At 71.8% G+C, this 25,073-nt stretch carries 22 protein-coding genes; 15 read left to right on the forward strand and 7 right to left on the reverse strand.

The features are described from left to right. Nucleotides 1-38: 38 nt before the first annotated feature. The 5 genes from ACZ597_RS22995 to ACZ597_RS23015 form a co-directional block, all read right to left on the reverse strand. Nucleotides 39-1,025: a DNA cytosine methyltransferase gene (locus ACZ597_RS22995; RefSeq protein ID WP_471333089.1), complete on the reverse strand. Its 987-nt coding sequence runs from the start codon at nucleotides 1,023-1,025 to the stop codon at nucleotides 39-41. Between the two features lie 78 nt (nucleotides 1,026-1,103). Next, entirely contained in the window at nucleotides 1,104-4,061 is a 2,958-nt protein-coding gene (locus ACZ597_RS23000) for a Z1 domain-containing protein (RefSeq protein WP_471333423.1), read from the reverse strand. Nucleotides 4,062-4,078: 17 nt separating this feature from the next. After that, a complete protein-coding gene (locus ACZ597_RS23005; protein WP_471333092.1) occupies nucleotides 4,079-5,059 on the reverse strand; it encodes a PD-(D/E)XK motif protein in 981 nt (326 codons plus the stop codon). Continuing rightward, complete coding sequence (locus tag ACZ597_RS23010; RefSeq protein ID WP_471333095.1) at nucleotides 5,052-6,584, reverse strand: ATP-binding protein; 1,533 nt, start codon at nucleotides 6,582-6,584, stop codon at nucleotides 5,052-5,054. The genes ACZ597_RS23005 and ACZ597_RS23010 overlap by 8 nt, the downstream gene beginning before the upstream one ends. Nucleotides 6,585-6,679: 95 nt before the next feature. Beyond that, nucleotides 6,680-7,684: a hypothetical protein gene (locus ACZ597_RS23015; protein ID WP_471333098.1), complete on the reverse strand. Its 1,005-nt coding sequence runs from the start codon at nucleotides 7,682-7,684 to the stop codon at nucleotides 6,680-6,682. Between the two features lie 56 nt (nucleotides 7,685-7,740). Between ACZ597_RS23015 and ACZ597_RS23020 the strand changes: the two genes are divergently transcribed. The 4 genes from ACZ597_RS23020 (at nucleotide 7,741) to ACZ597_RS23035 (ending at nucleotide 10,795) form a co-directional block, all read left to right on the forward strand. Further along, nucleotides 7,741-8,607 carry a class E sortase gene (locus ACZ597_RS23020; RefSeq protein WP_471333101.1) on the forward strand — a complete coding sequence of 289 codons (867 nt, stop codon included), beginning with the start codon at nucleotides 7,741-7,743 and terminating at the stop codon, nucleotides 8,605-8,607. A gap of 94 nt (nucleotides 8,608-8,701) precedes the next feature. Then, nucleotides 8,702-8,983, forward strand: a complete 282-nt coding sequence (locus ACZ597_RS23025; RefSeq protein WP_471333104.1) for a DUF6412 domain-containing protein — start codon at nucleotides 8,702-8,704, stop codon at nucleotides 8,981-8,983. Between the two features lie 113 nt (nucleotides 8,984-9,096). Next, on the forward strand, nucleotides 9,097-9,798 hold the full coding sequence (locus ACZ597_RS23030; RefSeq protein WP_471333107.1) for a YidC/Oxa1 family membrane protein insertase: 702 nt from the start codon (nucleotides 9,097-9,099) through the stop codon (nucleotides 9,796-9,798). Between the two features lie 139 nt (nucleotides 9,799-9,937). Then, a complete protein-coding gene (locus tag ACZ597_RS23035) occupies nucleotides 9,938-10,795 on the forward strand; it encodes a fumarylacetoacetate hydrolase family protein (RefSeq protein ID WP_471333110.1) in 858 nt (285 codons plus the stop codon). A gap of 81 nt (nucleotides 10,796-10,876) precedes the next feature. On the opposite strand, the gene ACZ597_RS23040 is transcribed toward ACZ597_RS23035, so the two are convergent. Together ACZ597_RS23040 and ACZ597_RS23045 are read right to left on the reverse strand one after the other, a co-directional pair. Beyond that, complete coding sequence (locus ACZ597_RS23040; protein ID WP_471333113.1) at nucleotides 10,877-12,088, reverse strand: ALF repeat-containing protein; 1,212 nt, start codon at nucleotides 12,086-12,088, stop codon at nucleotides 10,877-10,879. A gap of 97 nt (nucleotides 12,089-12,185) precedes the next feature. Next, entirely contained in the window at nucleotides 12,186-13,280 is a 1,095-nt protein-coding gene (locus ACZ597_RS23045) for a Gfo/Idh/MocA family oxidoreductase (RefSeq protein ID WP_471333116.1), read from the reverse strand. A 55-nt stretch (nucleotides 13,281-13,335) separates the two neighbouring features. Between ACZ597_RS23045 and ACZ597_RS23050 the strand changes: the two genes are divergently transcribed. The 11 genes from ACZ597_RS23050 (at nucleotide 13,336) to ACZ597_RS23100 (ending at nucleotide 24,984) form a co-directional block, all read left to right on the forward strand. Beyond that, on the forward strand, nucleotides 13,336-14,445 hold the full coding sequence (locus tag ACZ597_RS23050; protein WP_471333119.1) for an ROK family transcriptional regulator: 1,110 nt from the start codon (nucleotides 13,336-13,338) through the stop codon (nucleotides 14,443-14,445). Between the two features lie 420 nt (nucleotides 14,446-14,865). After that, complete coding sequence (locus tag ACZ597_RS23055) at nucleotides 14,866-15,615, forward strand: hypothetical protein (protein WP_471333122.1); 750 nt, start codon at nucleotides 14,866-14,868, stop codon at nucleotides 15,613-15,615. A 31-nt stretch (nucleotides 15,616-15,646) separates the two neighbouring features. Then, a complete protein-coding gene (locus ACZ597_RS23060) occupies nucleotides 15,647-16,417 on the forward strand; it encodes a GntR family transcriptional regulator (protein WP_471333124.1) in 771 nt (256 codons plus the stop codon). A gap of 158 nt (nucleotides 16,418-16,575) precedes the next feature. Next, complete coding sequence (locus ACZ597_RS23065; protein WP_471333127.1) at nucleotides 16,576-17,697, forward strand: TIGR03364 family FAD-dependent oxidoreductase; 1,122 nt, start codon at nucleotides 16,576-16,578, stop codon at nucleotides 17,695-17,697. A 5-nt stretch (nucleotides 17,698-17,702) separates the two neighbouring features. Beyond that, the gene (locus tag ACZ597_RS23070; RefSeq protein ID WP_471333130.1) at nucleotides 17,703-18,440 is read left to right on the forward strand and encodes a phosphonatase-like hydrolase; all 738 of its coding nucleotides are present in this window, start codon (nucleotides 17,703-17,705) and stop codon (nucleotides 18,438-18,440) included. Next, on the forward strand, nucleotides 18,437-19,495 hold the full coding sequence (locus tag ACZ597_RS23075; RefSeq protein WP_471333133.1) for an ABC transporter ATP-binding protein: 1,059 nt from the start codon (nucleotides 18,437-18,439) through the stop codon (nucleotides 19,493-19,495). Before ACZ597_RS23070 ends, ACZ597_RS23075 begins: the two co-directional genes overlap by 4 nt. Then, the gene (locus tag ACZ597_RS23080; RefSeq protein ID WP_471333135.1) at nucleotides 19,488-20,408 is read left to right on the forward strand and encodes a 2-aminoethylphosphonate ABC transporter permease subunit; all 921 of its coding nucleotides are present in this window, start codon (nucleotides 19,488-19,490) and stop codon (nucleotides 20,406-20,408) included. The genes ACZ597_RS23075 and ACZ597_RS23080 overlap by 8 nt, the downstream gene beginning before the upstream one ends. Further along, nucleotides 20,395-21,192, forward strand: a complete 798-nt coding sequence (locus ACZ597_RS23085; RefSeq protein ID WP_471333139.1) for an ABC transporter permease — start codon at nucleotides 20,395-20,397, stop codon at nucleotides 21,190-21,192. The genes ACZ597_RS23080 and ACZ597_RS23085 overlap by 14 nt, the downstream gene beginning before the upstream one ends. Before the next feature lie 56 nt (nucleotides 21,193-21,248). After that, nucleotides 21,249-22,331, forward strand: coding sequence for a 2-aminoethylphosphonate ABC transporter substrate-binding protein (locus tag ACZ597_RS23090; protein ID WP_471333143.1), 1,083 nt, complete (start codon nucleotides 21,249-21,251; stop codon nucleotides 22,329-22,331). A gap of 173 nt (nucleotides 22,332-22,504) precedes the next feature. Beyond that, nucleotides 22,505-24,097 (forward strand): alkaline phosphatase family protein, encoded by a 1,593-nt coding sequence (locus ACZ597_RS23095; RefSeq protein WP_471333146.1) that lies wholly within the window; start codon nucleotides 22,505-22,507, stop codon nucleotides 24,095-24,097. Between the two features lie 107 nt (nucleotides 24,098-24,204). Further along, nucleotides 24,205-24,984 (forward strand): HAD-IIA family hydrolase, encoded by a 780-nt coding sequence (locus tag ACZ597_RS23100; RefSeq protein WP_405980554.1) that lies wholly within the window; start codon nucleotides 24,205-24,207, stop codon nucleotides 24,982-24,984. Nucleotides 24,985-25,073 lie beyond the last annotated feature (89 nt).

Genomic DNA, 25,073 nt, shown 5'->3' on the forward strand with positions numbered 1-25,073 from the left:
TCACCGAGCCAAAGGCCCATCGCGCCCTTCCCGGTCCGTCAGGCCCGCAGAGCGGCGGCGATTGCCGCGCCCAGCGCGCGTCCCACCGGCGGCGGTGAGGCGTGGCCCACCTGCCGGTACATCGCGGTTTTGCGGCCCTCGATCCGCCACGAGGGAGGGAACCCCTGGAGGAGCGCGGCCTGGGCCACGGTCAGCGGCATCATCCCCGGTCGACCGAGATCCGGATTCCACTGGAAGTCGGCGTCCGGTACGGCGTCTGCCACCGTCCCTCCGTCGACTCCCATGCGAGCCCAGGCCCGCTTGGACCCGGTCGGCCCCAGGTCCGCACCACCGCGCTCCCATGAACCTCCGACGAGGGTGGGGGCGGGCTGGTCGGCCTGCTCGGCCCATTCGTGTGCCCCGGCCCAGCCGCCCGCGGCCATCGATTCCAGCAGGGCCGCTCCGACCGTTCTGGGTGTATCGGTCGTCGGGGTCGGCTGGGCGAAGGCGTTGATGATGTCGTCCTTGAAAGCCACCAGAATTCCCTGGCGGCGAGTTTGCGGCACTCCGAAATCCGCCGCGTTCACCACGAACCAGGTGTGCCGATACCCCAGGTGTGCCAGTTCTTCCGCGACGTAGGAGCGAACCGCCTCGTAATCCGGCTTCGTCACCAGGTCGGGTACGTTCTCGACGAGGAGCGCCCTGGGCTGTACGCCGTGGAGCAGCAGCATCGTGGCCCGGAGCAGTTCGATTTCGGCCGCGCTGTCGCGGCGCGTCACGGTGGCCGTCGCCTTCACCCGAGGCAGGCCGGCCGACAGCAGGTCCACGTCGTAGGTCTCGGTGTGCTCGGACGGGTCGAAGTCGAGGAGGTTCGTCTCGAGGACGTTCCAGGACGGACGGTTGGCGCGCAGAGTGCGGCACGCGACGTCGCGGTTGTCGAGCAGGAGGACGGGGTCGAAGCCGGACTGTTCCAGACCCAGCGCCAGCCCGCCGGCGCCCGAGCAGATGTCCAGGGATCGAAGCCGCCCCGTCGTGCCTGTGATCATTTCTCCCCCGAGTCGTCGTGCGCGCGGCGGGGGTGAGGTGATTTGCCGCCTCACCACCGCCGTCGACGTGCCGGGAGATCAACTCCTGTCGATCTCCGCGATGTCGATGATCGCATTGGGCTTGGAGGAGATCGTCGTGAATTGGACGACCTGTCCGTTCGCGCTGTGGGCCGAGGCCGGAGCCACGAAGGTGAACGCCATGACGATCTTGTCCGAATCGACGTGTCCATCCGCGTCGACGGGACCTTGATGGGCCGTTTCGATGATCGGATACAGGACGATCGCGCCACGACGCTCGGCCACCAGCCCCTCCGTGGCAGGGTCCCCCGAGGCTCCCAGGGCGCCTGCGATCCGGTGGGCCACGCCACGGTGCTTCTTGTCGCTGATCGCGCCGAAGAGCGGTCCGCGGTCCGCTCGCCGATCCCGGGAGAACCATGAGTAGGACCGACCTGCCGAGCCGAGGGCGACGGTTTTGGCGGCCGAGGCCGAAGCGTGCTGCGGGGCGAGCACGACCCAATCGTCGACCTTGCCCGCTTCGGTGATTTCGGAGATGTACCGCAGGTGCGGGGGGAACTGCTCGGGAACCTCCCAGCGCAGTTTGGCGAACGTGTCGAGGACCGCCGCCGCGGGGAAGGTTCCGCTCAGGGCGCCGAAGCGATGGACGATTCCCTTGTCCGAGAAGTGGTACCCGTACGTGTTCGGGCGCGTTCCGAGCGCTTCGAGGTACGGAAGCCACAGCTCCGTATTGCGCCGGAGGTCTTCGCCCTTCTGTGGGTAGGCGGTGGGCTCTTCCCAGCGCCCGGCCGACCGTACGAGTTCCAGCCTGGCGTTGTACATCTTGTTCGGGCTGGTCGGCTTGAGCCACGGCAGGTGCTGCGAGACCAGCGGAGGGATCTGCGCGGGGGTGATCTGCGGGCGGCCGTCCACCATCACGGAATATCGCTGAAGCTCCGAACGGAACGCCTCCTCGTCGAGGCAGATGGCTTGGAACGCGTCGTACAGATCCACCTCGGTCCGCCCCATGGTCTCCCTCCGGCCGAGGTAGAGCCGAACCAGATCGCGATATCCCTTGCGGAACCCGAACCAGCGCCCCATCTGCATGAGCGTGGAAGCGTTTCCCGCGCGACGGCGGAAGAACGACACGGTCAGCCCCTCGACGGTGAATCCGCGGGCCAGCTTCTGGCCTCCGATGAGGATCTTCCAGATCGGGCGCTTGTCGAAGTCGGCCTCGCCCGTCTCCAGGTCCTTGTCGCCGTTCACGACGATGATCGGCCGGCCGTCACCGCCGATGCGTACGCTCGCCGGTCCGACATAGCGCATCAACTCGTCGTAGGAGGCGGGAACCGCCTGTCCGTCGGCGCGGACCTCCGACACCGGCGCGACGTCCGTCTCGAAGAGTCTCCGCAGCCTCTCGTGCCCTCGGGGGCCGGTGTAGCCCGCGTTGTGCCACAGGCTCAGCACCCGGTCGTGCAGTTCCCGGTGGACCCCGGTGCGCACCGACTCGTGAATGAGCATCGTGTGGTGAGCGAAGTAGCCGTCGCCGAGACCGCCCGCCTCCTCCCGGTACAACTTCATGGCGGCCGTCAGCACGAACATGTCCATGGCCTGCTGCAGGCAGGTGTCGTCCTCCGCGTCGTCGACGATGTCGCGGACGTGCGCCTTCTCGTTGGAGTTGGCGACCGTTCGCTCGTGCTCATCCACTTCGGTCTCGAGGTCGTGGAAGTCCCGCGCCCCCATGTATCCCTCGGGGCGGGGCAGCGAGATGAGGAAGTCCTTGGGGAAGATGTCCTCGGTGTCGCTCGGGTCCACGAAGACGTTGGCGAAGGGGGTCGCCGTGTAGCCCACGTACTGGGCCCGCGGCAGCATGTTCAGCAGCTTCGAGATCTGTTCGTTGATCGCGCTGCGCTGGACGTCCGGCTTGGAGGTGTTGACCGAGGCCTCGTCCGATTCGTCGTCGATGATCAGGACGGGGATCTCCGCCAGCGGGGTCTTGATCTTCCCCAGGTCCTTGACGAGCTTGGCGAGCACGGTCTTGTTCTTCTTCACCACCATCAGGCGCGCCGACGAGCGGTGCAGGTTCTCCCGGTCGTACAGCGGAAGGGCCGGCTCCCGCTTCTCGAACTCCAGAGCTGTGATCCCCTGCAGCAGACTCTTGTAGTCGTCGTCACGTGTCGTCATCCGCACGATGTCGAATGCTCCGAGCGCGGAGGGCAGACTGCCGAAGGAGACGAACTTTCCGGCTGTCCAAGCCGGGTCGTCTGCGTAGTCCGACTCAAACTCGTCCGCCCCACGCAGGATGTTCTCCCTGCCGACGAGTTCCATGTCCAGGCGCCGCTGGGTCTGGGCCCTCAGCATGTTGAGCGTTCCCCCGAGGACGATCACCAGGCGGTAGCCCGCGTCCACGGCCTTGGCCATGACACCCGTGAAGTTCGCGGTCTTCCCCGACTGCACGTAGCCGACCACGAGACCCTTGGATTGGTACATCTCCGAGTCGGTCGGGTCCGCCAGTCGCTCGACCACCTGGTCCGTGGCCACGTCCAACGCGGCCACGGCCTCGGCCGGCCAACCCTTGGCGGCGAGCAGGTTCCGATAGGCGGGCCAGTAGTGCGGTCGGCTCAGTTGGGACTGGGGCGTGTACCAGGGCTTGTGCTCCGGGCTGATCACCACGGAGACCGCCGCCTTCGACACGGGAATCAGCCCGTCGAGCAGCGCGCGCGTGGCCTCCTCGAGCTTCAGCAGGCCGTGGACCGCGGCCCTCCTCTCTTCCGTGCGGGGAGGAGTGTCGGTCCAGGCCGGCTGGTCGGCGTAGTCCCAGCGCGTGAGTTGCCTTCGCCAGAGCTCGACCAGCTGATGGGTCGATCGGGCGCCCTTCAACGCTGCCTGGAAGTCGGCCTCGTCGGCATGGGAAGCAGCCTCCGGGACCATGTCCTCGGCCTGGTAGGCCAGGGCCCGGGCCAGATTCTTCGGCTTGCTGCCGTCGAGATCGGAGAGCACGGCACTGTGAAGTTCGAGCCGAAGGGTTTCGGTGCTTGTCAATTCGGGATCCTCGTCGGTCACGGAAGACGGAAGTCGGTGAGGTCGACCGGCGAGCCGGGTGCCGAGCTCAAATGGGTCACGTCCATGCGGTAGTCGATCGACGAAACGTGCTCTCGAACGGAGAGGGGAATCATCGACTCGGTCAGCCTCGGCAGTTGCTCGGCCGGGACCAGCATGGGCGCCGAGCGCAGGGCCCAACGTTCGTCGTCGGGATCGTTCTCACTCCAACCGGCGGCCGCGAGAGCGCTCTCCAGGCGCACGGACGCGATGCGGTGGGCGGCACGGGCATCGCGGACCACGGAGGTCACCGAGTCGCCCAGGGAACGACCGGCGAGGCCGCCGCGCGTCAGCTGGAGCGAGGCGAACCACAAGGGCCGCCCGGAACTCTCCGTTAGCTGGTGTATTCCGTGAACGGTGTGGCGGCGTCTGTCGGAGGCGGTGGTCTTCACCTCCAGGTCGGAGTCGGCCAGCCCGAAGTCGTGCTCCTCCGCTTTGGGGCCGGTCCAGGCCTCGACCGCCTGCGCCCAGCCATGGGAACGGGCCAGAGCGCGCAACACCGCCAGTTCGCCGTGCAGGCCGATCCGACGCTCCACCCCGAGACCGCGGGGTTGGTCCAGGAGGCGGCTCCAGGCGTGGACGGTCTCCTCGAAGGCCCGTTCGAGGTCGCGCTCGCCGGTGACGATGCGATCCGCGACGGCAATGAGCAGGTCGTGGAAATCGCGCATCAACGCCACGTGGGAGGTGTGGATGCGTGCCATCCGGGTGCCGTCGCGTCGCACCTGGTCGATGGTCACGGCCGGCAGCGACGAACGCGGTGGCTGTTGGTGGCGATCCAGTTCCACCTGCAGTGAGATCTGTTCCCCACCGTCGCCGATCTCGTACCAGACGGCCCGGTTGGCACCCGGGGCGGAGAGCAGGTAGCTGGCTGCCTGCCGTTCCCCAAGATAATGCTCAACCGTGGACCAGGGGAGTTCCGGATATCCGCCGGATTCAGTCATCGTCGCCCACGCGTTCCAGCTCGGTGCGCGCGGCAGCCACGAGGATGGACTGCCACAACTGGAGGTTGTCCTTTTCTCGGCTGCCGCTGTACTCCTTCTCGAACACTTGGTGGAGCAGGAGGTACATGAGGGATTTCAGTGTCGGAGCGTCGTTCAGCCCGCCTCGCCTTCCGCCGAGGATCGCCGATCGGTAGTGGTGGTTGAGGACGATGGTGCGGTTCTCCCTGTCGACGTCGAAGAACAGGCTGTTGTCGAGCGCCTGCCAGCGGATGGCGATGGGGTCTTCGCCCGGCAGCAGGGGCAGCTCGTCCTCGATCGCCTCCCGCACGGTGGGATCGAACCCCTTGCCCGGCCCGACGACGGCCTTCCGAGTGGTTCCGGACCGCTTGCGCGCCTCGCGATAGACGGCCTCCGCATCCGCGACGTAGTCGACGAAACGGCGGCCGTCGGTGTCCCGAGCCTCCTCCAGGGCGTTGACGAACTCGGGGGAGACCTCCACCCCCTCCTTCTTCACCGTCAGCCGGAAGACGTCGTTTCCGTTCGGTGGGATGTCGATCGCGACACGGGAAAGCGAGAGGTGCTGATCGGGCTGGCGGAAATTGTTCCACCCTCCTGCCTGCACGAGACGATTGTGTCGATAGAAATAGAAACCCTGACGCTCGAGGACGGAGCCGACCGCCTTGTATCCGTCGAGGGTCGACTTGGCGGGCCAGACATGGGCATCGAGGGAGACGTTGAGGTCGGAGGCGAGATCCAGAGTGAAGCGCCGAGGATACTCGCCGTGCCCGGGGACCGGGTATCCGAACGGGTCGAGAGGCTCGACTCCGAAGTTCATGTACTCCGTTCCCGTGTTCACGTCCTCGACGGCGATCGTGATGTTGAAGTCGTCCCTGGCGAGGAACCTGTGCAGATACAGGCCGAGCTGCAGGCCGAGTCGATTGATGGTCCTGTGCAGATAGCGGTCGGTCTGGCCGCCCCCGCCGTTTCGGGGAAAGTTCTTCACGCCGTCCCAGCGGATGACGGTGCCCTGCCAAGTGATGGGGCGCTGGGCGTAGCGGTCGATGAGCGATTGCGCGTAGTCGGCAGCCACGATGTCGCACTGGTATCCGGTGACCGCCCGCTCCATGAGCCATCGGCGACCCACGGCCCTGGTCCGGCGGGTCTTGCTTACGACGGTCACTGCGGACGCATGGCTCAGTGACGCGGACTTCAAGCCGGTGCCGAACATTCCCAGGGCCTGGGAGGCGTAGTCGCGCCGACCCCCGACGGTCATGGCGACGTCGAGTTCCTCCTCGGTCATCCCCTTGCCGTCATCGATGACGAGAAGGCTGACGAGGCGGTCCTCGTCCCGCAGGAAATGGATGACGACGTCCCGTGCTCCGGCGTCGATGGAATTGTCGACGAGGTCGGCGATGGCCACTTCGAACCCGTATCCCTGGCTGCTCAGCGCCTCCATGTAGCGGGCGTCGGGAGGGAGGTGCTTGCTGCCCGTGGTGGGGACTTCGAACTGCCAGTCGTCGCTCATTGCCTGCCTTGGGGATCGTTGAATCGAGGACGAGCCTAATCCGCGAATGTCCCCTGCGGCAGGTCCACGGACGATCGGGATCGTCGACGGCCGAGTCAGGCGTCGATGAGCCCGTGGCACTCCGCGTACGGCTTCGTTGAGGTGCACCAGCAGGGGGAGGTGGGGGTGGGGGGCCAGGGGGTGGCTTTGCCTCGGGCGGCCAGGGTGGTGGCGTATTCCGGGAGGAGGGCCGGGGAGGCCGGGGAGGTCTTCTCAGAGGCCGCGAAGGCTTCGTACGAGGGGACGCTGCCCGTCACGATGCCGAGGTTCGTGGTGCCCGAGGCGGCCAGGGCGCGGAGGGAGGATTCCACCGCCCTGAGGTGGGCGTCGTGGGAGGGGTACTCCGTCGAGAGGGTGGGGTAGCTCGTGAGGAGCTCCGCCAGTTCGCGGGCCGGCCAGTGGAGGATCGCCACCGGGAAGGGGCGGGACAGGGCGGCGCGGCGGTCGCCGAGTTCGGCGCGCAGGCGGGCGATCTCGGCGCGGAGTTCGGCCGGGTCGTTGGAGCCCAGGGCCCAGATGCGCTTCGGGTCGTGGAGTTCGTCCAGCGGGATCGGGCCGATGTGGCGGGTGTCGGCCACCATGTCCCAGTCGTCGTGGGGGAGGGCGAGGAGCCGGCGGACGCGGTGGCGGCCCGTCAGGAGCGCTGTGGTGGCGTGGGTGAGGGGGGTGTCCTCCGAGGTGAGGAGGGTCGCCGCCTCGGTGAAGCACTCGTGTGAGGCTTCCAGTTCGTCGTGTGCTTCCAGGGCTTCTGCGATGACTTCCCAGGGGGCCGGGTCCGTGGGGGCCGCCGCGCGGATGCCGGAGATCAGGGCGCGGGCCTCGGCCTCGTGGCCGTACTCCCACAGGTTCGCGGCCTGGCGGGCCTTGATCAGTTGGGGGTTGGCGGGGGAGGCGGAGAGGAGTTGGTCGTAGAGGGCGCTCGCGCGCTCCCGGGAGTCGGCCAGTTCGAGGTGGGCCGCGGCCTGGAGGAGCAAGGGCTCCTGGTCCTCGGGGTAGCGGGTCGCCGTGCGGATCAGGCGCTCGGCTTCGGCGATGTGCTCGGCAGGCGTGTCGGGGCGCATGGTTCACACCGTACTGCTGCTGGTCAGTTGAGGGGGGAGGTCTTAGGGTGCCCGGCGTGCGGGATCGCGTGCGGGTGGTGGTGCAGGGGGGCGGCCGGCCGGTGGGGCGGGCGGGCTTCGCGCGGCTGTTGTGGGTGGGCGCCGAGGTGCTCACCACGCTGGGTGTGGTGGTGGCGCTGCTGGTCGTGCACCAGGTGTGGTGGACCAACCGGCAGGCCGCGGCCGCCGCGCAGGAGCAGGTCCAGGCCTTGGAGGAGGGGTGGGTTCGGGTTGGGGCCGGGGCCTCGGTCCCGCCCGAGGCCGGGGGCGGGGCCGCGGTCCCGGTGGGCGGGGACGCGGGTGGGGGTGGGGATCCGGTGGTTGTCGAGGGGGGTTCCAGTGGGCCTCCGGCGCCGCGTGCTCCGGTGCCGGAGCGGGCGGCTTCGCCGGCCCCTCGGAAGCCCGGTCCGACGAGGGCTCCGGCGCGGGACGAGGCGTACGCCGTGCTGCGCGTACCGCGGCTCGGGCTCGCCGTGCCCGTCGCGGAGGGGGTCGACAAGCGGGCCGTGCTGGACAAGGGGTACGCCGGCCACTACCCGGGGAGCGCGCAGCCGGGTGCGGAGGGGAACTTCGCGCTCGCCGGGCACCGGAACACGCACGGGGAGCCGTTCCGGTACCTGAGCCGGCTGCGGGACGGGGACGAGGTGTTCGTCGACGTGCGGGGGCGGCGGTACGTGTACGTGGTGGGGAAGGTGCTGGCGGAGACGAGCCCGGGGGACGTGGGGGTCATCGCGCCGGTGCCGCGGAGCGGGGTGAAGCCCGGGTACGGGTACGAGGCGGTGGGGTCGTACATCACGTTGACCACGTGCACGCCCGAGTACAGCTCCAAGTACCGGCTGGTGGTGTGGGGGACCCTCAAGACCGTTGTCAGTGCGCAGCGTTAGTATCGATTGTCAGTTGTCAGTTCTCCGGGTCGGTGAGTTCGAGGGGGTGGGGACGGTGGTGTCGCGGCTCGTTCGTGCGTGGCCTTCCGTGCGGGTGGCGCAGCTGCTCGTCGCCCTGCTCCTGCTCGGCGGGTTCCTCGGGCTGGTGTCCGGGGAGGCGGGGCTGGCCGCCGGTGTGGTCGTCCTGGCCGCCGCCGTCGCCGTCGGGGCCGCCGTGCTGGCCGCGTGCCTCGTACGGCCCGTGCCGCCGCACCGAATACGTACCGCGATCCGTGATCGCGAGCAGCGCACGGCGTTCCTGCCGCAGCGCGATCCCGACGCCTCGGGCCGGTCGCGGCCCAGGGCACCCGGCCGTCTGGTCATGACGGCCGCGTAGGGGCGCGCAGTGCCTCCTGCCTTCTGCTGATCCATCGCTGTTGTCGCCCCTCGCGGGTCGTCACGCCGAAGCGCATTTCCTTCGACGTTCGACGAGACCCCTGGAGGGCCCGCGTGTCCGTTTTCACTGATCTTGTTGTCGAGCTGGGCCGGCTTCTGGAGCCGGTGCTGGCCGAGTCCGCGACCGCTGCCGCGATCGTGCTGTTCACCGTTCTGGTACGGCTGGCGCTGTACCCGCTGGGGCGTGCCGCGTTCCGTGCGGCGACCCCGGCCGCCGGCTGCCTGCCCATGCTGTTGCAGCTGCCGGTGTTCTTCCTGATGTACCAGTCCTTCTCCTCGGGCGGTGAGCTGCTGGGGCACCGGCTGTTCGCCGCGCCGCTCGGCGCCCGCTGGACGGGGGCGCTGGAGGAGGGCGGCCCGTTCGGGGCGCAGGGGCTGGTGTTCCTCGGGCTGTTCGCGGCGATCGCGGTGGTGGCCGCCTGGAGTGCGGTGCGGGGGCGGCGTGCGGCGGCGGCCGCGCCGGTGCCCGCGCCCGTGCCGGTGCCGGTCGCTGGGAAGGGTGCGGCGAAGGGTGTGGCGAAGGGTGCGGCCAAGGGTGCCGCGAAGGGGGCTCCGCCCGCGCTGAGTGCCGAGCAGGTGGCGGCGATGCGCAAGGTGGGCGGCGTACTGCCCCTGCTGTCGTTCGGAACGCTGGTCACGGCGGCCGTGGTCCCGCTGGCTGCCGGGCTGTACCTGCTGACCACCACCGCCTGGTCGGTCGGGGAGCGGGCGTGGCTCCAGTACCGCAAGGACGGAGCAGCGCGTTCCAGTCTGTGAACAGGGTCTTGCGGATTGGTCGGACATCTTGGAGGATCAGCCAATCCTCCGATGGCCGCAACCCATCGGCCGGCCCGTGCCGTGCCCGTTCCACCGGCACGCCCATGGGCCGACCACCCACGACCACGGGAGAATGCCCATGAAGCTGCTGCGTGTCGGACCCGTAGGGTCGGAGCGCCCCGCGCTGCTCGACCAGGACGGGACCCTGCGGGACCTGTCCGGCCTGATCACGGATGTGGACGGCGCCCTGCTGTCCGACGAGTCCGTGCTGTCCCGGGTACGGGAGGCCGCGGCGGGCGGCGAGCTGCCGGTGCTGGACGCCGAAGGGCTGCGGATCGGCTGCGCGGTCGGCCGGATCGGCAAGGTCGTGGGCATCGGGCTGAACTACTTCGGGCACGCGGCCGAGATCGGTGCCGAGCCGCCGGCCGAGCCGATCCTGTTCCTGAAGGCCGCGGACACCGTGGTGGGCCCCGACGACACCGTGCTCATCCCGCGCGGCAGCGTGAAGACCGACTGGGAGGCCGAGCTCGGAGTCGTCATCGGCAGCACGGCCCGCTACCTGGGCTCCGCCGAGGAGGGCCTCGCGCACGTCGGCGGCTACACGCTGGTCAACGACGTATCGGAGCGCGAGTTCCAGATCGAGCGCGGCGGCACCTGGGACAAGGGCAAGAACTGCGAGACCTTCACCCCGCTCGGCCCGTGGCTGGTCACGGCCGACGAGATCCCGGACCCGCAGGTCCTGGACGTCAAGCTGTGGGTCAACGGCGAGCTGAAGCAGGACGGCAACACCGCCGACCAGATCTTCCCGGTCGGCGAGGTCGTGCGGTACCTGAGCCAGTTCATGACCCTCTACCCGGGTGACGTCATCGTCACCGGCACCCCGGCCGGTGTGGCCATGGGCCAGCCGGAGCCGAAGCCGTACCTGCGGGCGGGCGACGTGGTGGAGCTGGAGATCGAGAAGCTCGGCCGGCAGCGGCAGGAGTTCAAGAGCGCGTAGCGCCTGCGCGCAGGGCGTGGGTGCGGGAGGGGCGGGCTGCCGGTGGCGGCCCGCCCCTCCCCCCGTGCGTGACGGTGCCGGTCAGCCTTCGGCCGAGGCGCGGCGGCGGCGGTTGGCGACCACCAGGCCGGCGCCCGCGGCGAGCGCGGCGGCGCCGGTGCCGGCGATCCACGTCTCGGAGCCGGCGCCCGTGCTGGCGAGCGGGCCGGAGCCGGAGCCGCCGGCCGGGGTGACGTTGGCGTTGCCGGTCGTGCCCTTGGCGGCGGCCGGCTGGACCACGCCCGTGCCCGTGCCGGTGCCGGTGTTGCCGGTGCCGGTGCCGGTGTTGCCCGTGGCGGTGTTGCCCGTGCCGCCGGTGCGGCCGCCGGCCTGGTCCTTGGCCCGCGCCACGTGCTGGCCGGTCTTCAGGAACGCGGCGCGGTCCTCGGGGGTGCCCTTGAGGGCGGCGAGGGCGGCCTTCTTCAGCTCCGGGCCGGCACCGTTGACCATCCGCGAGATGTCGACCTGGTTGTCTTCGTCGCGCAGCACGTGCTGGCCGTTCTGCATGAACTCGCGCAGCTGCTCGGGGGTCGCGTTGCCCGCCAGGAGCTTGATGATCCCCTCCTTCAGACCCGGTCCGGCGCCGTTCAGCATCGAGAAGAGGGCGACCCGGTCGTCCGTGGCGCGGATCTTGTGCTGCTCGGTGGCGACGAACTCGCGGATCTGCTCGCGCGTGCCGTTGCTCATCAGGTCGTTGACGCGCTGGGTGATGCCCCGGCCGGCGCCGTTCAGCATGCGCATCATCTCGACGCGGTCGTCCTCCAGGCGGGCCACGTGCTGGCCCTCCTTCAGGAACGCGGCGAAGGCTTCCTTGGTGTCCTTGCGCAGGGCCTCCTTGCCCGCGGCCTTCACGGCCTTCCCGCCGAAGTTGATGATCTGCGAGATCCGGACGTAGTCGTCGGTGTGCTGCTCCACTGCCTGCCCGACCGTCAGGAAGGTACGCATTTCGGCGGCCGTTCCCGTGAGTGCCTTCGCGGCGGCCGCGCGGACGCCGGGACCGCTCGCCGGGTCGTTCAGGATCTGCTGGATCTCGGCCCGGTCCTTGGCGGCCTGGTCCTCGGCCGGGGTCTTCGCCGGGGGCTCCGCGGGCTTCGCGCCGCCCTGCGGGTCCTGGTCGGGCGCGGTCCGCGACGACGGGGCCGCCGGCGCGGCGTCAGCCGCGAACGCGGGCGAGGAGAGCAGGACAGCCGGGGCGATCGCGGCGGTGGCCACGACGGACGCGATCCGGGGCAGCTTCACAGGCAGGGTTTCCATTCTTCACACGTGTGATGATCGGCAGCCTGTGCATGATAGATCGCAATTCGGTGCGTAATGCATCGATTTTCCGCCAAGGGCGATCACATCGGGCGGATCACATCTCCACGGCCACCCCGTCGCGGGAGGACCTGCGGGCCGCCTCCAGCACCGCCAGGCAGCGCGCCGCCTCCTCGGCCGTGACCGGTGCGGGGCCGCCCGTACGCAGGGCCTCCGCGACGGCGGCGTAGTACGCGGGGTAGTCGCCGGGGGCCGTGGGTACCGGAATGCCGCCGCCCGTCAGCGGGGATTCGCCGGAGCCCAGCCGGCCCCACAGGTGCTCGGGCTCCTCGCCCCACGGCTGGCCGTCGGGACCGCCCGGGCGCAGGCCCTCGCGCAGGGCGGCCTCCTGGGGGTCCAGGCCGTACTTGACGTAGCCGGCGCGCGAGCCGAGCACACGGAACCGCGGGCCGAGCTGGGCCGCGGTCGCGCTGACGTAGAGGTGGGAGCGGACACCGTTCGCATGCGTGATCGCGATGAACGTGTCGTCGTCGGCCTCGGCGGCCGGACGGCGTACGTCGGTCTCCGCGTAGACGCGCACCGCCGGGCCGAAGAGCACCAGCGCCTGGTCCACGACGTGGCTGCCGAGGTCGTAGAGCAGGCCGCCGATCTCCTCCGGGGCTCCGGACTCCCGCCAGCCGCCCTTGAGCTGCGGACGCCAGCGCTCGTAGCGGGACTCGAAGCGCTGCACCTCGCCGAGCTCGCCGTCGGAGAGGAGGCGGCGCAGGGTGAGGAAGTCGTTGTCCCAGCGGCGGTTCTGGAAGACGGAGAGGAAGGTCCCGGTGCGCTCGGCGAGCGCGGCCAGTCCGTGCGCCTCGGCGGCGGTGGCGGCCAGCGGCTTGTCCACGACCACGGGGACGCCGGCGGTGAGGGCGGCGGTGGCGAAGGGGACGTGGGTCTTGTTGGGGGAGGCGACGACGACCAGGTCGGGGGCGTCCGGCCGCTGCCACAGCTCGTCGGCGGAGGCGGCGACGCGGACGTCGGGGTACGCCTCGCGGGCCTGGGCCTGCCGGCCGGGGTCGGAGGTGACCACGGTGTCGAGGACGAGGCCCTCGGTGGCGGACACGAGCGGGGCGTGGAAGACGGAGCCGGCGAGTCCGTAGCCGATGAGGGCGACGCGCAGGGGGGCGGCGGTGGCGGGGGAGGCGTTCATGAGACCACTTTGGCAACAGCGTTGCGTAAGTGCAAGGAGGGTGGACAATGGGCTGGTGAACAGGGGCAACGGGGACGGCGAGGGCGGCGGCGGGCGGGGCGGGCGCGGCGGGGTGAACCTGCCGGCGCTGCGCGGCCACAACGAGGCGCTGCTGCTGGACCTGCTGCGCGCCGCGGGCGCGCCGGGGCTGGGGCGCGCGGAACTCGCCGCCCGTACGGGGCTCACCCCGCAGGCCGTCAGCAAGATCACCGCCAGGCTGGCGGCGGAGGGCCTGGTGGCCGAGGCCGGCCGCGGCGCCTCCACCGGCGGCAAGCCGCGCACGCTGCTGCGGCTGGTGCCCGGGGCCCGGCACGCGGTCGGGGTGCACCTGGACCGCGACGAGCTGAGCGCCGTCCGCGTCGACCTGGCGGGCGGCGTGGTCGCGCGGTGGAGCGGGCCGCTGGACTTCGGGGCCGGCCCCGAACCGGTGGTGGAGTCGGTTGTACGAGCGGTCGCGCGGGTGTCCGCCGAAGCGGGGGCGGGGGCGCCGCTGCTCGGGGTGGGCGCCGCCGCGCCGGGCCCGCTGGACTGGCGCAGCGGGGTGCTCGGGAGGGTGACGGGGTTCCCGGACTGGGCGGGGTACCCGTTGCGGGAGGTGCTGGCGGGGCGGCTGGGGTTGCCGGTGGTGCTGGACAAGGACACCAACGCCGGGGTCGCGGCGGGGGCTCCGGGCGGGCCCGGCTCGGGCACCACGGTGTACCTCCACGTCGGCACCGGACTCGGGGCCGGGCTGCGGCTCGACGGGGCGGTGCACCGGGGGGCGCGCTCGGCGGCGGGGGAGTTCGGCCACCAGGTGCTCCGGCTGGACGGCCCGGCGTGCCGGTGCGGGGGGCACGGCTGCCTGGAGGTGCTCTGCCTGGCGGCGGTGGCCCGGGGTGACCTGGCGGAGGCGGCGCGGATCCTGGGGGAGGGGGCGGCGAACCTGGCCGCGCTGCTGGACGTGGACCGGATCCTGCTCGGTGGGCGGGTGGTGGACGCGGACCCGGAGCCCTTCGTGGCCGGGGTCCGCTCGGCGCTGGCGTCCCGCGTCCTGCTGGAGCGCCCGCCGTCGGTCACACGCTCCCCGGCCGGGGTCGCGGAGGGGGCGGCGGCGCTGGTGCGGGGGCGGGTGTTCGGCTGGGCGTGACTTTGCCCTGGCCGGGCGGGGTGGGTTTGGGCGGGGTTCCCCTTCCGGGGCCGGGGCCGGGACCGGGGCTGCGGGGCTGGGCGGGGCGGGGCCGGTGGGGTGCCGGGGCGCGGGCCGGCGCGGTGCGGCGGGGTTGGGGGTCTCGTACCCGAGGCGCTGCGCGCACGGCCGCAGGAGCGGGCGGCCTTCCGGGCCTGGGCCATGGAGATCGCGGACCGGCCCGATGCCCTGAAGCCCTGACCACCCCGGTTTGACCCCGGCCGCCGTTTGGGCGTAAACCGGCAGGGCTCGGGCGTGGGGTGCGGGCCCGGGGGTGGGGGGTCGTGGCAGGGTGCGGGCACGGGGCGGCGGGGTGATTGTCGCCTCGTCCGATCATCGCCTCGTACATCGTTCCGTCCGGCGAGCAGCAAAGGGTCTTCCATGCGACTGCGCAACGCCCGCAACGCCCTCGCCCTCACCGCCCTCCTGCTCGCCCTCGGCGCCACCACCGCCGTCACCGCCACCGCCGACATCGGCAACGGCGGCGGCGCCCGCCCCGCCCCCGCGCTGCCCTCCCGCGCGCACGCCACCTGCGGTGACGGCAAGGCCACCGCGTTCCCCATCGGGGCGCGGATCCGGGGCGGGCCGGCGGTCTACCGGGCCGGCGCCGGGCCGCAGACGTGGCTGCTGGACCTGACCAACACCACGAGCGGCACGTGTACGGCCATCCACCCCGTGGTCGTCCTCACCGACGCCGCCCGGGCCCTGCGCCCGGCCCACCTCCGGATGGAGTTCGAGGCGCCGGGCGGCCCCTACCCCGTCACCCTGGAGCGCTCCGACCGCGACGAGATCATCGCCGTGTTCGACGGCGGGAGCCGGTTCTCCGGCTTCTCCGTCCCGGCCGGGGGTTCGGCCACCGTCAAGGTGCGGCTGGCCTTCGCCCCCGACGCCCCCCTCGGCGAGGTCGTCGCCGATGCCGCGCTGGTCCAGCGCAAGGCCGACGACGGGGAGTGGGTCGGCGAGGCCGGCGGCTACCGCTTCTCGGTGCAGGGGCCGCAGGACCCGGCCGAGGCGGGCTCGCTCGCGCACACCGGCCCCCGCGAGTGGGCCTACGGCGGCGGGGCCGTCGCCGCCCTCGCCGCCGGGGGCGGCCTGCTGCTCGGAGCCCGCAGGGTCCGGGCGTCCGCGTAGCCCGTACACCTGCCCCGCGTACAGTCCGAGCGTGGAAGACCAGAACCCGCAGCCGCCCCACCGCCCCGGCTCGCCCGTCCGCTCCGGTATCCCCGAGCACGGCCGCATCCCCAAGTACTACGCCGTCAAGGCCCGCATCGCCGACCTCCTCGACGAGCTCGGCGAAGGCGGCCTGCTGCCCACCGAGCGGGATCTCGCCGAGCGGTACGGGGTGGCCCGCGAGACCGTGCGCCAAGCCCTGCGCGAGCTGTTGCTCGAAGGCCGGCTGCGCCGCTCCGGACGCGGCACCGTGGTCGCCGGCCCCAAGCTGGAGCAGCCCCTCTCCCTCGCCAGCTACACCGAGGGGGTGCGCCGTCAGGGCCGCCGCCCCGGCCGCAACCTCATCGGCCTGGAGCGCTTCCCCTGCCCGCCCGACCTCGCGCCCGGCATCGGCGCCGAGGCCGGCGAGCCCGTCTGGCACCTGGAGCGGGTGCTGCTCGCCGACGACGAGCGCGTCGGGCTGGAGAGCACGTACATCCGGGTGGCCCGGGTCCCTCGCCTCGACGTCGATTTCCAGCCGGACTCCTCCTTCTACGGCTACCTCCACGACAGCCTCGGCATCTCCTTCGGGGACGCGGACGAGAAGCTGGAGACCGTCCTCGCCACCCCCCGCGAGGCCCTGCTGATCGGCACCCCGCCCGCGCTTCCGATGCTGCTCATCCACCGTTTCTCGCGGGACCGGGACGGTCGGCCGCTCGAACGGGTGCGTTCGCTCTACCGTGGAGACCGGTTCAGCTTCACGACTCACCTGCGGCCCGAATAGTCCCCAGGACTTCCGGTCGAAACACCGCCAAAGGGGCAGACCGGAACCCACTCGGATCACAGTAGGGTAACGGGTCTAGTCCAAGAGTCGGGGGCTGTTCACTGCCCCGTCGCCCCCGCGATCCCTCCGGGTCACGGACCGCGCCGACCGTGGACGCCGTGAGAGTCATAGTCGTCGGAGGCGGCGTGGTCGGCACCATGCACGCCTGGCAAGCAGTTCAACGCGGCCACGAGGTCGTCCAGATCGAGCGCGAGGCCGAGGCGCGCGGTGCCTCACTGCGCAATTTCGGCCAGATCTGGGTCAGCGGCCGGGCCGGGGGCGAGGAGCTCGACACCGCCCTGCGCGCCCGCGAGCTCTGGGAGCGGATCGGCGCGGAGGTGCCCGGCCTGGGCTTCCGCGCCATCGGCTCCCTCACCCCCCTACGCAACGCCCGCGAGTACGCGGTCGCCGAGGCGGCCGCCGCCCGCCCCGACGCCGCCGCCCGCGGCTACGAACTGGTCACCGCCGCCCGGGCCCGCAAGCTCAACCCGGCCCTGCGCGGCGCCTTCGAGGCCGCCCTGTGGTGCGAGCGCGACGCGGCCGTCGAACCGCGCACCGCCCAGCTCCACCTCCGCGAGGCCCTCCGCGCCTCCGGCCGCTACACCTTCGTCCCCGGACGCGAGGTCCGCGACCTGGCCGGCCCCGGCGCCGTCCGCGACGACCACGGCGACGTCCACCGCGGCGACGCCGTCGTCCTCGCCACCGGCGCCTGGCTGTCCGGCCTGGTCCGTGAACTCGCCCCCGGACTGCCCGTACGCCGCGTCAGGCTCCAGATGATGCAGACCGCCCCGCTCGGCGAGCCGCTCACCACCTCCGTCGCCGACGCCGACAGCTTCCGCTACTACCCCGCCTACGCGAGCGCCGCCCTGGACGAGCTGAACGCCGCCCAGGCACAGGGCCCCGTCGCCGCCGCGCACAAGATGCAGCTGCTGATGGTCCAGCGCCAGGACGGCGGACTGACCATCGGCGACACCCACGAGTACGAGCACCCCTTCGCGTTCGACACCCTCGAAGACCCCTACGACCACCTCACCCAGGTCGTCGAGTCCTTCCTGGGCCGCCCCCTGCCGAAGATCAGGCACCGCTGGGCGGGCGTGTACGCGCAGTGCACCGACACCACCCGCGTCGTCCACCGCCAGCAGGTGGCCGACGGCGTCTGGCTGGTGACCGGACCCGGCGGCCGCGGCATGACCTGCTCGCCCGCCATAGCCGAGACCACCGCGAACGAACTGGGCTGGTGAGCCGCATGACCGAAACCCCCGCCGACACGAACGCCACCACGGCGAACACCCCCACCCGCACGGACCGCAGGCTGGTCGTCCTCGACATGGCCGGCACCACCGTCGCCGACGGCGGCCTCGTCGAGCGCGCCTTCGAGCACGCCGCCGCACGCCTCGGCGTCGAACCGGGCAGCCCCGCCCACGCCGAGAAGCTCCAGTACGTCCGCGACACCATGGGCGAGTCGAAGATCTCCGTCTTCCGCCACCTCTTCCGCACGGAGGACCGCGCCCGGCTCGCCAACTCCGCCTTCGAGGAGGCGTACGCGGAACTCGTCGACGGCGGCCTCGTCGCCCCGCTCCCCGGAGCCCGCGCCGCCATCGAGGAGCTCCGCGCCGCCGGCCACACCGTCGCCCTGACCACCGGCTTCGCCCGCGTCACCCAGGACGCCATCCTCGACGCCCTCGGCTGGCGGGACCTCGCCGACCTCACCCTGTGCCCCGCCGACGCGGGCGGCCGCGGCCGCCCCTACCCGGACATGGTGCTGGCGGCGTTCCTGCGCACCGGCGCCGTGGCCGACGTACGCGAGACGGTCGTCGCCGGAGACACCGCGTACGACATGCTCAGCGGCCGCCGCGCCGGCGCCGGCACCGTCGCCGGGGTCCTCACCGGCGCCCACGACCGCGCCACGCTGACCGGCCACGGCGCGACCCACGTCCTCGGCTCCGTCGCCGAACTCCCCTCCCTCCTCGCGGGGTCGTCGTGAGCGGCATCCGCTTCGACTCCGTCTCGGTCGCCTACCACGGCACCACCGTCCTGGACCGCCTCGACCTGACCGTCGAACCCGGCGAGGTCATGGCCCTGCTGGGCCCCTCCGGCTCCGGCAAGACCACGGCGCTGCGCGCGGTCGCCGGCTTCGTCCGGCCCGCCTCCGGGCGGGTGCTGATCGGCGGCCGGGACGTCACCGCGCTCCCGCCGCACAAGCGCGGCATCGGGATGGTCGTCCAGCAGTACGCCCTCTTCCCGCACATGCGCGTCGAGGACAACGTCGCCTTCGGGCTCAGGGCTCGGAAGGCCCCCAAGGCCGAGGTCCCCGCCCGCGTCGCCGAGGCGCTGGAGATGACGGGGATGGCCGCCTACGCCCGCCGCTACCCCCGCGAACTGTCGGGCGGCCAGCAGCAGCGCGTGGCCATCGCCCGGGCGCTCGCCATCCGCCCCGGCGTCCTCCTCCTGGACGAGCCCCTCTCCGCCCTCGACGCCCAGCTGCGCTCCGGGATGCTGGCGGAACTGGCCCGGCTGCACCGCGAACTGCCCGAGGTCTCCATCCTGTACGTCACCCACGACCAGGTCGAGGCGCTGACCCTGGCCGACCGGATCGCCGTCATGGACCGGGCCCGCCTCCAGGACTGCGGCACCCCGCAGCAGCTGTACCGGGCGCCGCGCACCGAGTTCACGGCCTCCTTCGTCGGCAACGCCAACCTGCTGCCGGTGACGGTGGCCGAAGGCGGCGCGGTCTTCGCGGGCCGCCCGCTGGCCGTGGACGCCGCGGGCGCGGCGGGCGCGGCGCCGGGCGCCGGCGCCACCCTGTGCGTACGCCCGCACCTGCTCCGGCTCGGCGAGGGGCCGAACGCCCTGCGCGGCACGATCACCGAGGTGCAGTGGCGCGGCTCGACGCACCGGCTGTACGTGGACGTGGGCGGGCGCCGCGTGAAGGCGGACCTGCCCGAGCTGAGGGAGACCCCGGCGCTGGGCGACGAGGTGACCCTGCACTTCGAGCCCCGTGACGCGGTGCTCCTGGCGGCGGGGGTGGCCGATGCCTGAGGCGGCCCCGCCACTCCTGGACACCCCGGTGCGCGCGGCCGCACACCCCCCGGCCCCGGCCGCCCCCGGGCCCGCGATCCCGCGGGGGGCCCGGCGCCCGCCGCGCGCGGTGTGGGCGCTGCCCCCGGTGGCGGTGCTCGCGCTGGTGTTCCTCTACCCCCTCGCGCTGGTCGTCCGGCAGTCCTTCACCCCGGAGAACGGCGGCGGCCCCCTCGGCGCCTACTCCGCCGTCTTCGCCTCGAACGCCTTCCGCGAGGCCCTCGGCACCACCGTCTGGCTGGCCGTCGGCGCCACCGCCGGCTGCCTGCTCCTCGGCTTCGCCCTCGCCCTGGTCATCGCCTTCGTACCGTTCCCCGGAGCCAGGGCGGTCGCCAAGTTCATCGACGTCTTCCTCTCCTTCCCCTCCTTCCTCATCACCCTCGCCCTGCTCTTCATCTACGGCTCGGTCGGCATGGCCAACGGCGTCTGGACCGACGTCCTCGGCGTCGCCGACGGCCCCTTCCGCTTCCTCACCACTCCCTGGGGCGTCCTCCTCGCGGAGATCACGTACTTCACCCCCTTCGTGATCCGCCCGCTGCTCGCCGCCTTCTCCCAGCTGGACACCGCTCAGCTGGAGGTCGCCGCGGGCCTCGGCGCCCGCCCCGCCCGGATCGTGCGGCAGGTGATCCTCCCCGAGGCCCTGCCAGCCCTGGCGGCCGGCGGCAGCCTCGTTCTCGTCATGTGCCTCAACGAGTTCGGGATCGTCCTGTTCACCGGCGCCAAGGACGTCACGACCCTGCCGATGCTCGTCTACGGCAAGGCGATCCTCGAATCCGACTACGCGGCCGCCTGCGTGGTCGCCGTCGTCAACATCGCGATATCCGTCGGCCTGTTCGGCCTCTACCGGGTGGTGGGCAAGCGTGCTGGTGCATAGCAAGGGCGGCCGCTGGGCCGCCTGGGGCCTGTTCGGCGTCCTCTTCCTGCCCCTCTTCGCCCTGCCCCTCCTCGTGGTGGTGGCCGCCTCCTTCGCCACCCACTGGTCCGGCGCCTTCCCCTCCGCCCCGACCACCGGGAACTACGCCGCCGCCGTCCGCGGGGAGTCCCTCCAGGCCCTGACCACCTCCCTGGTCACCGCCCTGGCCGCGAGCCTGCTCGCGCTGACCGTCGGCACCTGGGCCGCGCTGGCCGCCGCGTCCCTCGGCAGGCGCGGGAAGCGGTGCATGGACGCCCTGTTCGTGCTGCCGGTCGCCGTGCCGTCCGTGGTCGTCGGCCTCGCCGTGCTCGTCGCCTTCAGCCGGCCTCCCGTCCTCCTCAACGGCACCGGTTCCATCGTCGTCCTGGCGCACACGGTGCTCGTCACCGCGTTCGCCTACCAGTCGGTCTCCGCCGCCATCGTCCGTCTCGACCCCGCGTACGAGCAGGCCGCGGCCTCCCTCGGGGCCCGTCCCGGCTACGTGCTGTGGCGGGTCCGCCTCCCGCTCCTGCTGCCGTCCCTCACCGCGGCGGCCGGACTCTGCTTCGCCCTGTCCATGGGCGAGCTGAGCGCCACGATGATGCTCTACCCCCCGGACTGGACGCCCCTCCCGGTCCGGATCTTCACCGCCACCGACCGCGGTTCGCTCTTCGCGGGCTCCGCCGTCGCCGTGGTCCTGATGGCCGCCACCCTGCTGGTGCTGCTGGCCGTTTCCCGCGTCCGCACCCGCGCGTCCTACCGCTGAGCCCCCTCCACTGCTCCCCGTCCTCCGCAGACTCCCTTTCCCCGTAAGGAAGTTCCATGCCCAGCAAGGTCCGGTTCCGTACCGCCGCCGCCCTCACCGGCAGCCTCGCCCTCGCCGCCTCCCTCACCGCCTGCGGCGGCTCCACCACGGCCGCCGACGACAAGGAAGGCGGCGGCGACAAGGTGGTCACCGTCTACAGCGCCGACGGCCTCAAGAGCGACAAGGGCGACGGCTGGTACGACAAGGTCTTCGCCGAGTTCACCGAGAAGACCGGCATCGAGGTCGAGTACGTGGAGGGCGGCTCCGGCGAGATGGTGCAGCGCGCCGTCCGCGAGAAGACCAACACCCAGGCCGACGTACTGATCACGCTGCCCCCCTTCATCCAGCAGGCCGACGGCAAGGGGCTGCTCCAGGCCTACGCCCCGCAGGGCTCCGACAAGGTCAACGGGGCCGACAAGGCCGCCGACGGCAAGTGGACCTCCGTCGCCAACAACTACTTCGGCTTCGTCTACAACAAGAAGGAGCTCGGCCAGGCCCCCAGGACCTGGGAGGAGCTCCTCGACGCCAAGTACAAGGGCAAGCTCCAGTACTCCACCCCCGGAGTCGCGGGCGACGGCACGGCCGTCCTCATCAAGTCGATGCACGACTTCGGCGGCAAGGAGCCGGCGATGGAATACCTCAAGAAGCTCCAGGCCAACAACGTCGGCCCCTCCTCCTCCACCAGCAAGCTCGCCCCGAAGACCGACAAGGGCGAGCTGCTCGTCGCCAACGGCGACGTCCAGATGAACTTCGCCCAGTCCAAGTCCATGCCCAACCTCGGCATCTGGTTCCCGGCCAAGGAGGGAGGCAAGCCCACCACCTTCGCCCTGCCCTACGCCGCCGGCCTGGTCGCCAAGGCCCCGCACGCCGACAACGGGAAGAAGCTCCTCGACTTCATGCTCGGCGAGGAGGCCCAGAAGCAGGTCAGCGAGATCGGCGGCGGCTTCCCGGCGCGCGCCGACGTCAAGCCGACCGACGCCAACGCCATCGAACTCACCAAGCTGATGACCGGGGTCGAGGTCTTCCAGCCGGACTGGGCCGACATCGACGAGAACCTCACCGCCCACGTCGACGCATGGAAGTCCGCGACCGGCAGCTGAGGCGTAACCCGGCGGCCACCCACGGCCGCGACAGTCACCAGTGGATAACAGGTCTGGACCGGTGCCCGCTCCCTCCGGTCCGGGCCTGCCGCACGTCCCCGCACGTCCCCGCACGTCCCCGCACGTTCCCCGCTCGATCCGCCGCGCCTTCCCCGACGCTCCTGGAGGAGCACGTGTCCTCTGTCCCGTCCGGACGCACCCTCGCCGTGGCCGCCACCGCCACGGCCCTGCTCGCCACCACCCTCGGCCTCGGCACCACGGCCGCCGCCGCCCCCAACCCCACCGACCCGGCCAGGGCAGCGGCGGAGGCCGCCGCCAAGGCCGCCGCCTCCGCCCCCGCGACGGCGCGGGCCACCACCGACAAGGTCCTCGTCATCGGCCTCGACGGCGTGGTCCTCGACCGGATCAAGGCCGCCGACGCCCCCAACCTCAACGGCCTGATGGCCGAAGGCCTCACCGCCCGCAGCACCCTCTACGCGAACCCGATGGCCGCCACCTCCTCCGGCCCCGGCTGGTCCACCATCGCCACCGGCGTCTGGCCCGACAAGCACGGCGTGAAGGACAACTCCTTCACCGGCAAGAACTACGGCGCCCACCCCGACTTCCTGACCCGCGCCGAGAACGCCAAGCCGTCCCTCAACACCTACGCGGCCGCCGACTGGGAGCCCATCACCTCCACCGACCAGAACGGCCCGATCTTCTCCGCCAAGGTCGACAAGCGGCTCTCCCTCAAGGGCGACCGCGACGGCTACGGCAACGAGGACCCGAAGATCGCCGCCGCGGCCGCCGCCGAACTCCGCGACCAGAACCCGGACGCCGCCTTCGTCTACCTCGGCCAGGTCGACTCCGCCGGCCACTCCTACGGGGCCGCCAGCCGGCAGTACCTGGACGCCATCGGCCGCGTCGACACCCTGGTCGGCCAGCTCCTCACCGCCGTCAAGGCCCGCCCCGCGTACGCCCAGGAGAACTGGAAGATCCTGGTCACCACCGACCACGGCCACACCGACGGCGGCGGCCACGGCGGCTCCACCATCCAGGAGCGCGGCACCTTCGTCATCGCCAAGGGCGCGGGCATCCCGGCCGGCTCCGTACGCGAGGACGTACGCCTCGTCGACGTCGCCGCGACCGCGCTCGCCCAGGTCGGCGTCACCACGGCCGCACTGGACGGCGTACCGCTGGACACCCCCGACAGCGACCCCTTCGACACCCTGCGCCCCAACCTCCAGGCCCGCGTCGACGAGACCGGGATCCCCGCCGCCACCAAGGGCTTCACGCACACCCCGCCCGCCGGCTGGTCCGTCGACAATTCGAAGATGGGCACCGGCGGAGTCACCGAATGGGCCGGATGGGCCTTCGCCACCGACGAGTTCTGGACCCAGGCGCAGCGCGACCAGTGGCGCGAGCTGAACGTCCGATCCCGTGACGTGTTCGCCGTCGCCGACTCCGACGAGTGGGACGACAAGGCCCACACCGGCACCTTCGACTCCACCCTGATCACCCCCGAGTGGGCGGTCACCGGCGGCACCACGCGCACCCTGGACTTCCGGACGCACTACCGCCACGAGGCCGGCCAGACCGCGCAGGTCCTCGTCTCGTACAACGGCGGCGCCCCGGCGGTGGTCAAGACGTACACCGCCGACGCCGTCGCCAAGGCGGAGTCCCTCCAGCTCCAGATCCCGGCGGGCGCCACCGACGTCCAGGTCCGCTTCCGCTACAGCGGCAGCAACAACTGGTACTGGGCCGTCGACGACGTACGCCTCGGCTAGGCCGTCCGGGCCGTGGACGGCCCCGCCGTCCACGGCCCGCGCCCGCTAGGGTGGTGGTACAGACCACAGACCCACAGGTCAGCGGCCACCAGAGCGGAGAGAAGTCAGTGGCGGAGCGCAAGCCGATCGAATCCTGGCTCACCGACATGGACGGGGTCCTCATCCACGAGGGCACCCCGATTCCCGGCGCGGACGCCTTCATCAAGCGGCTGCGCGAGTCCGGCAAGCCCTTCCTGGTGCTGACCAACAACTCCATCTACACCCCGCGCGACCTCCAGGCCCGGCTGAGCCGGATGGGCCTGGACGTGCCCGTCGAGAACATCTGGACCTCGGCGCTCGCCACCGCGAAGTTCCTCGACGACCAGCGCCCGGGCGGCACCGCGTACGTCATCGGCGAGGCGGGCCTGACCACCGCCCTGCACGACATCGGCTACGTCCTGACCGACCACGAGCCCGACTACGTGGTCCTGGGCGAGACGCGGACCTACTCGTTCGAGGCCATGACCAAGGCCGTCCGGCTGATCAACGGCGGTGCCCGGTTCATCTGCACCAACCCGGACGAGACCGGCCCCTCGACCGAGGGCCCGCTCCCGGCGACCGGCGCGGTCGCCGCGCTGATCACCAAGGCGACCGGCAAGAAGCCGTACTTCGCCGGCAAGCCCAACCCGCTGATGATGCGCACGGGCCTCAACGCCATCGGCGCCCACTCCGAGACCAGCGCGATGATCGGCGACCGCATGGACACCGACGTGCTGGCGGGCCTGGAGGCGGGCATGCAGACCTTCCTCGTGCTGACCGGCCTGACCACGGCCCGGGACACCGAGAAGTTCCCCTACCGGCCCACCAAGACGGTCGACTCGATCGCGGACCTGGTCGACCTGGTCTAGGGAAGTCCGGCGCGCGTTAGCGCGAACGGCTGACACGTACGGGCCAAGAGAGCGCCGCTCCGGATGCGGAGCGGCGCGCCGCGCGTGAA

The sequence above is a fragment of the Streptomyces sp. NPDC040718 genome, assembly GCF_055593565.1.

Bases quoted from the DNA above. Each gene is read 5' to 3' on its own strand.
- ACZ597_RS23045 (WP_471333116.1), bottom strand. From the start codon at position 13,280: ATGAACGCCTCCCCCGCCACCGCCGCCCCCCTGCGCGTCGCCCTCATC.
- ACZ597_RS23070 (WP_471333130.1), top strand. From the start codon at position 17,703: ATGACCGAAACCCCCGCCGACACGAACGCCACCACGGCGAACACCCCC.
- ACZ597_RS23035 (WP_471333110.1), top strand. From the start codon at position 9,938: ATGAAGCTGCTGCGTGTCGGACCCGTAGGGTCGGAGCGCCCCGCGCTG.
- ACZ597_RS23015 (WP_471333098.1), bottom strand. From the start codon at position 7,684: ATGCGCCCCGACACGCCTGCCGAGCACATCGCCGAAGCCGAGCGCCTG.
- ACZ597_RS23040 (WP_471333113.1), bottom strand. From the start codon at position 12,088: ATGGAAACCCTGCCTGTGAAGCTGCCCCGGATCGCGTCCGTCGTGGCC.
- ACZ597_RS23090 (WP_471333143.1), top strand. From the start codon at position 21,249: ATGCCCAGCAAGGTCCGGTTCCGTACCGCCGCCGCCCTCACCGGCAGC.
- ACZ597_RS22995 (WP_471333089.1), bottom strand. From the start codon at position 1,025: ATGATCACAGGCACGACGGGGCGGCTTCGATCCCTGGACATCTGCTCG.
- ACZ597_RS23010 (WP_471333095.1), bottom strand. From the start codon at position 6,584: ATGAGCGACGACTGGCAGTTCGAAGTCCCCACCACGGGCAGCAAGCAC.
- ACZ597_RS23005 (WP_471333092.1), bottom strand. From the start codon at position 5,059: ATGACTGAATCCGGCGGATATCCGGAACTCCCCTGGTCCACGGTTGAG.
- ACZ597_RS23055 (WP_471333122.1), top strand. From the start codon at position 14,866: ATGCGACTGCGCAACGCCCGCAACGCCCTCGCCCTCACCGCCCTCCTG.
- ACZ597_RS23080 (WP_471333135.1), top strand. From the start codon at position 19,488: ATGCCTGAGGCGGCCCCGCCACTCCTGGACACCCCGGTGCGCGCGGCC.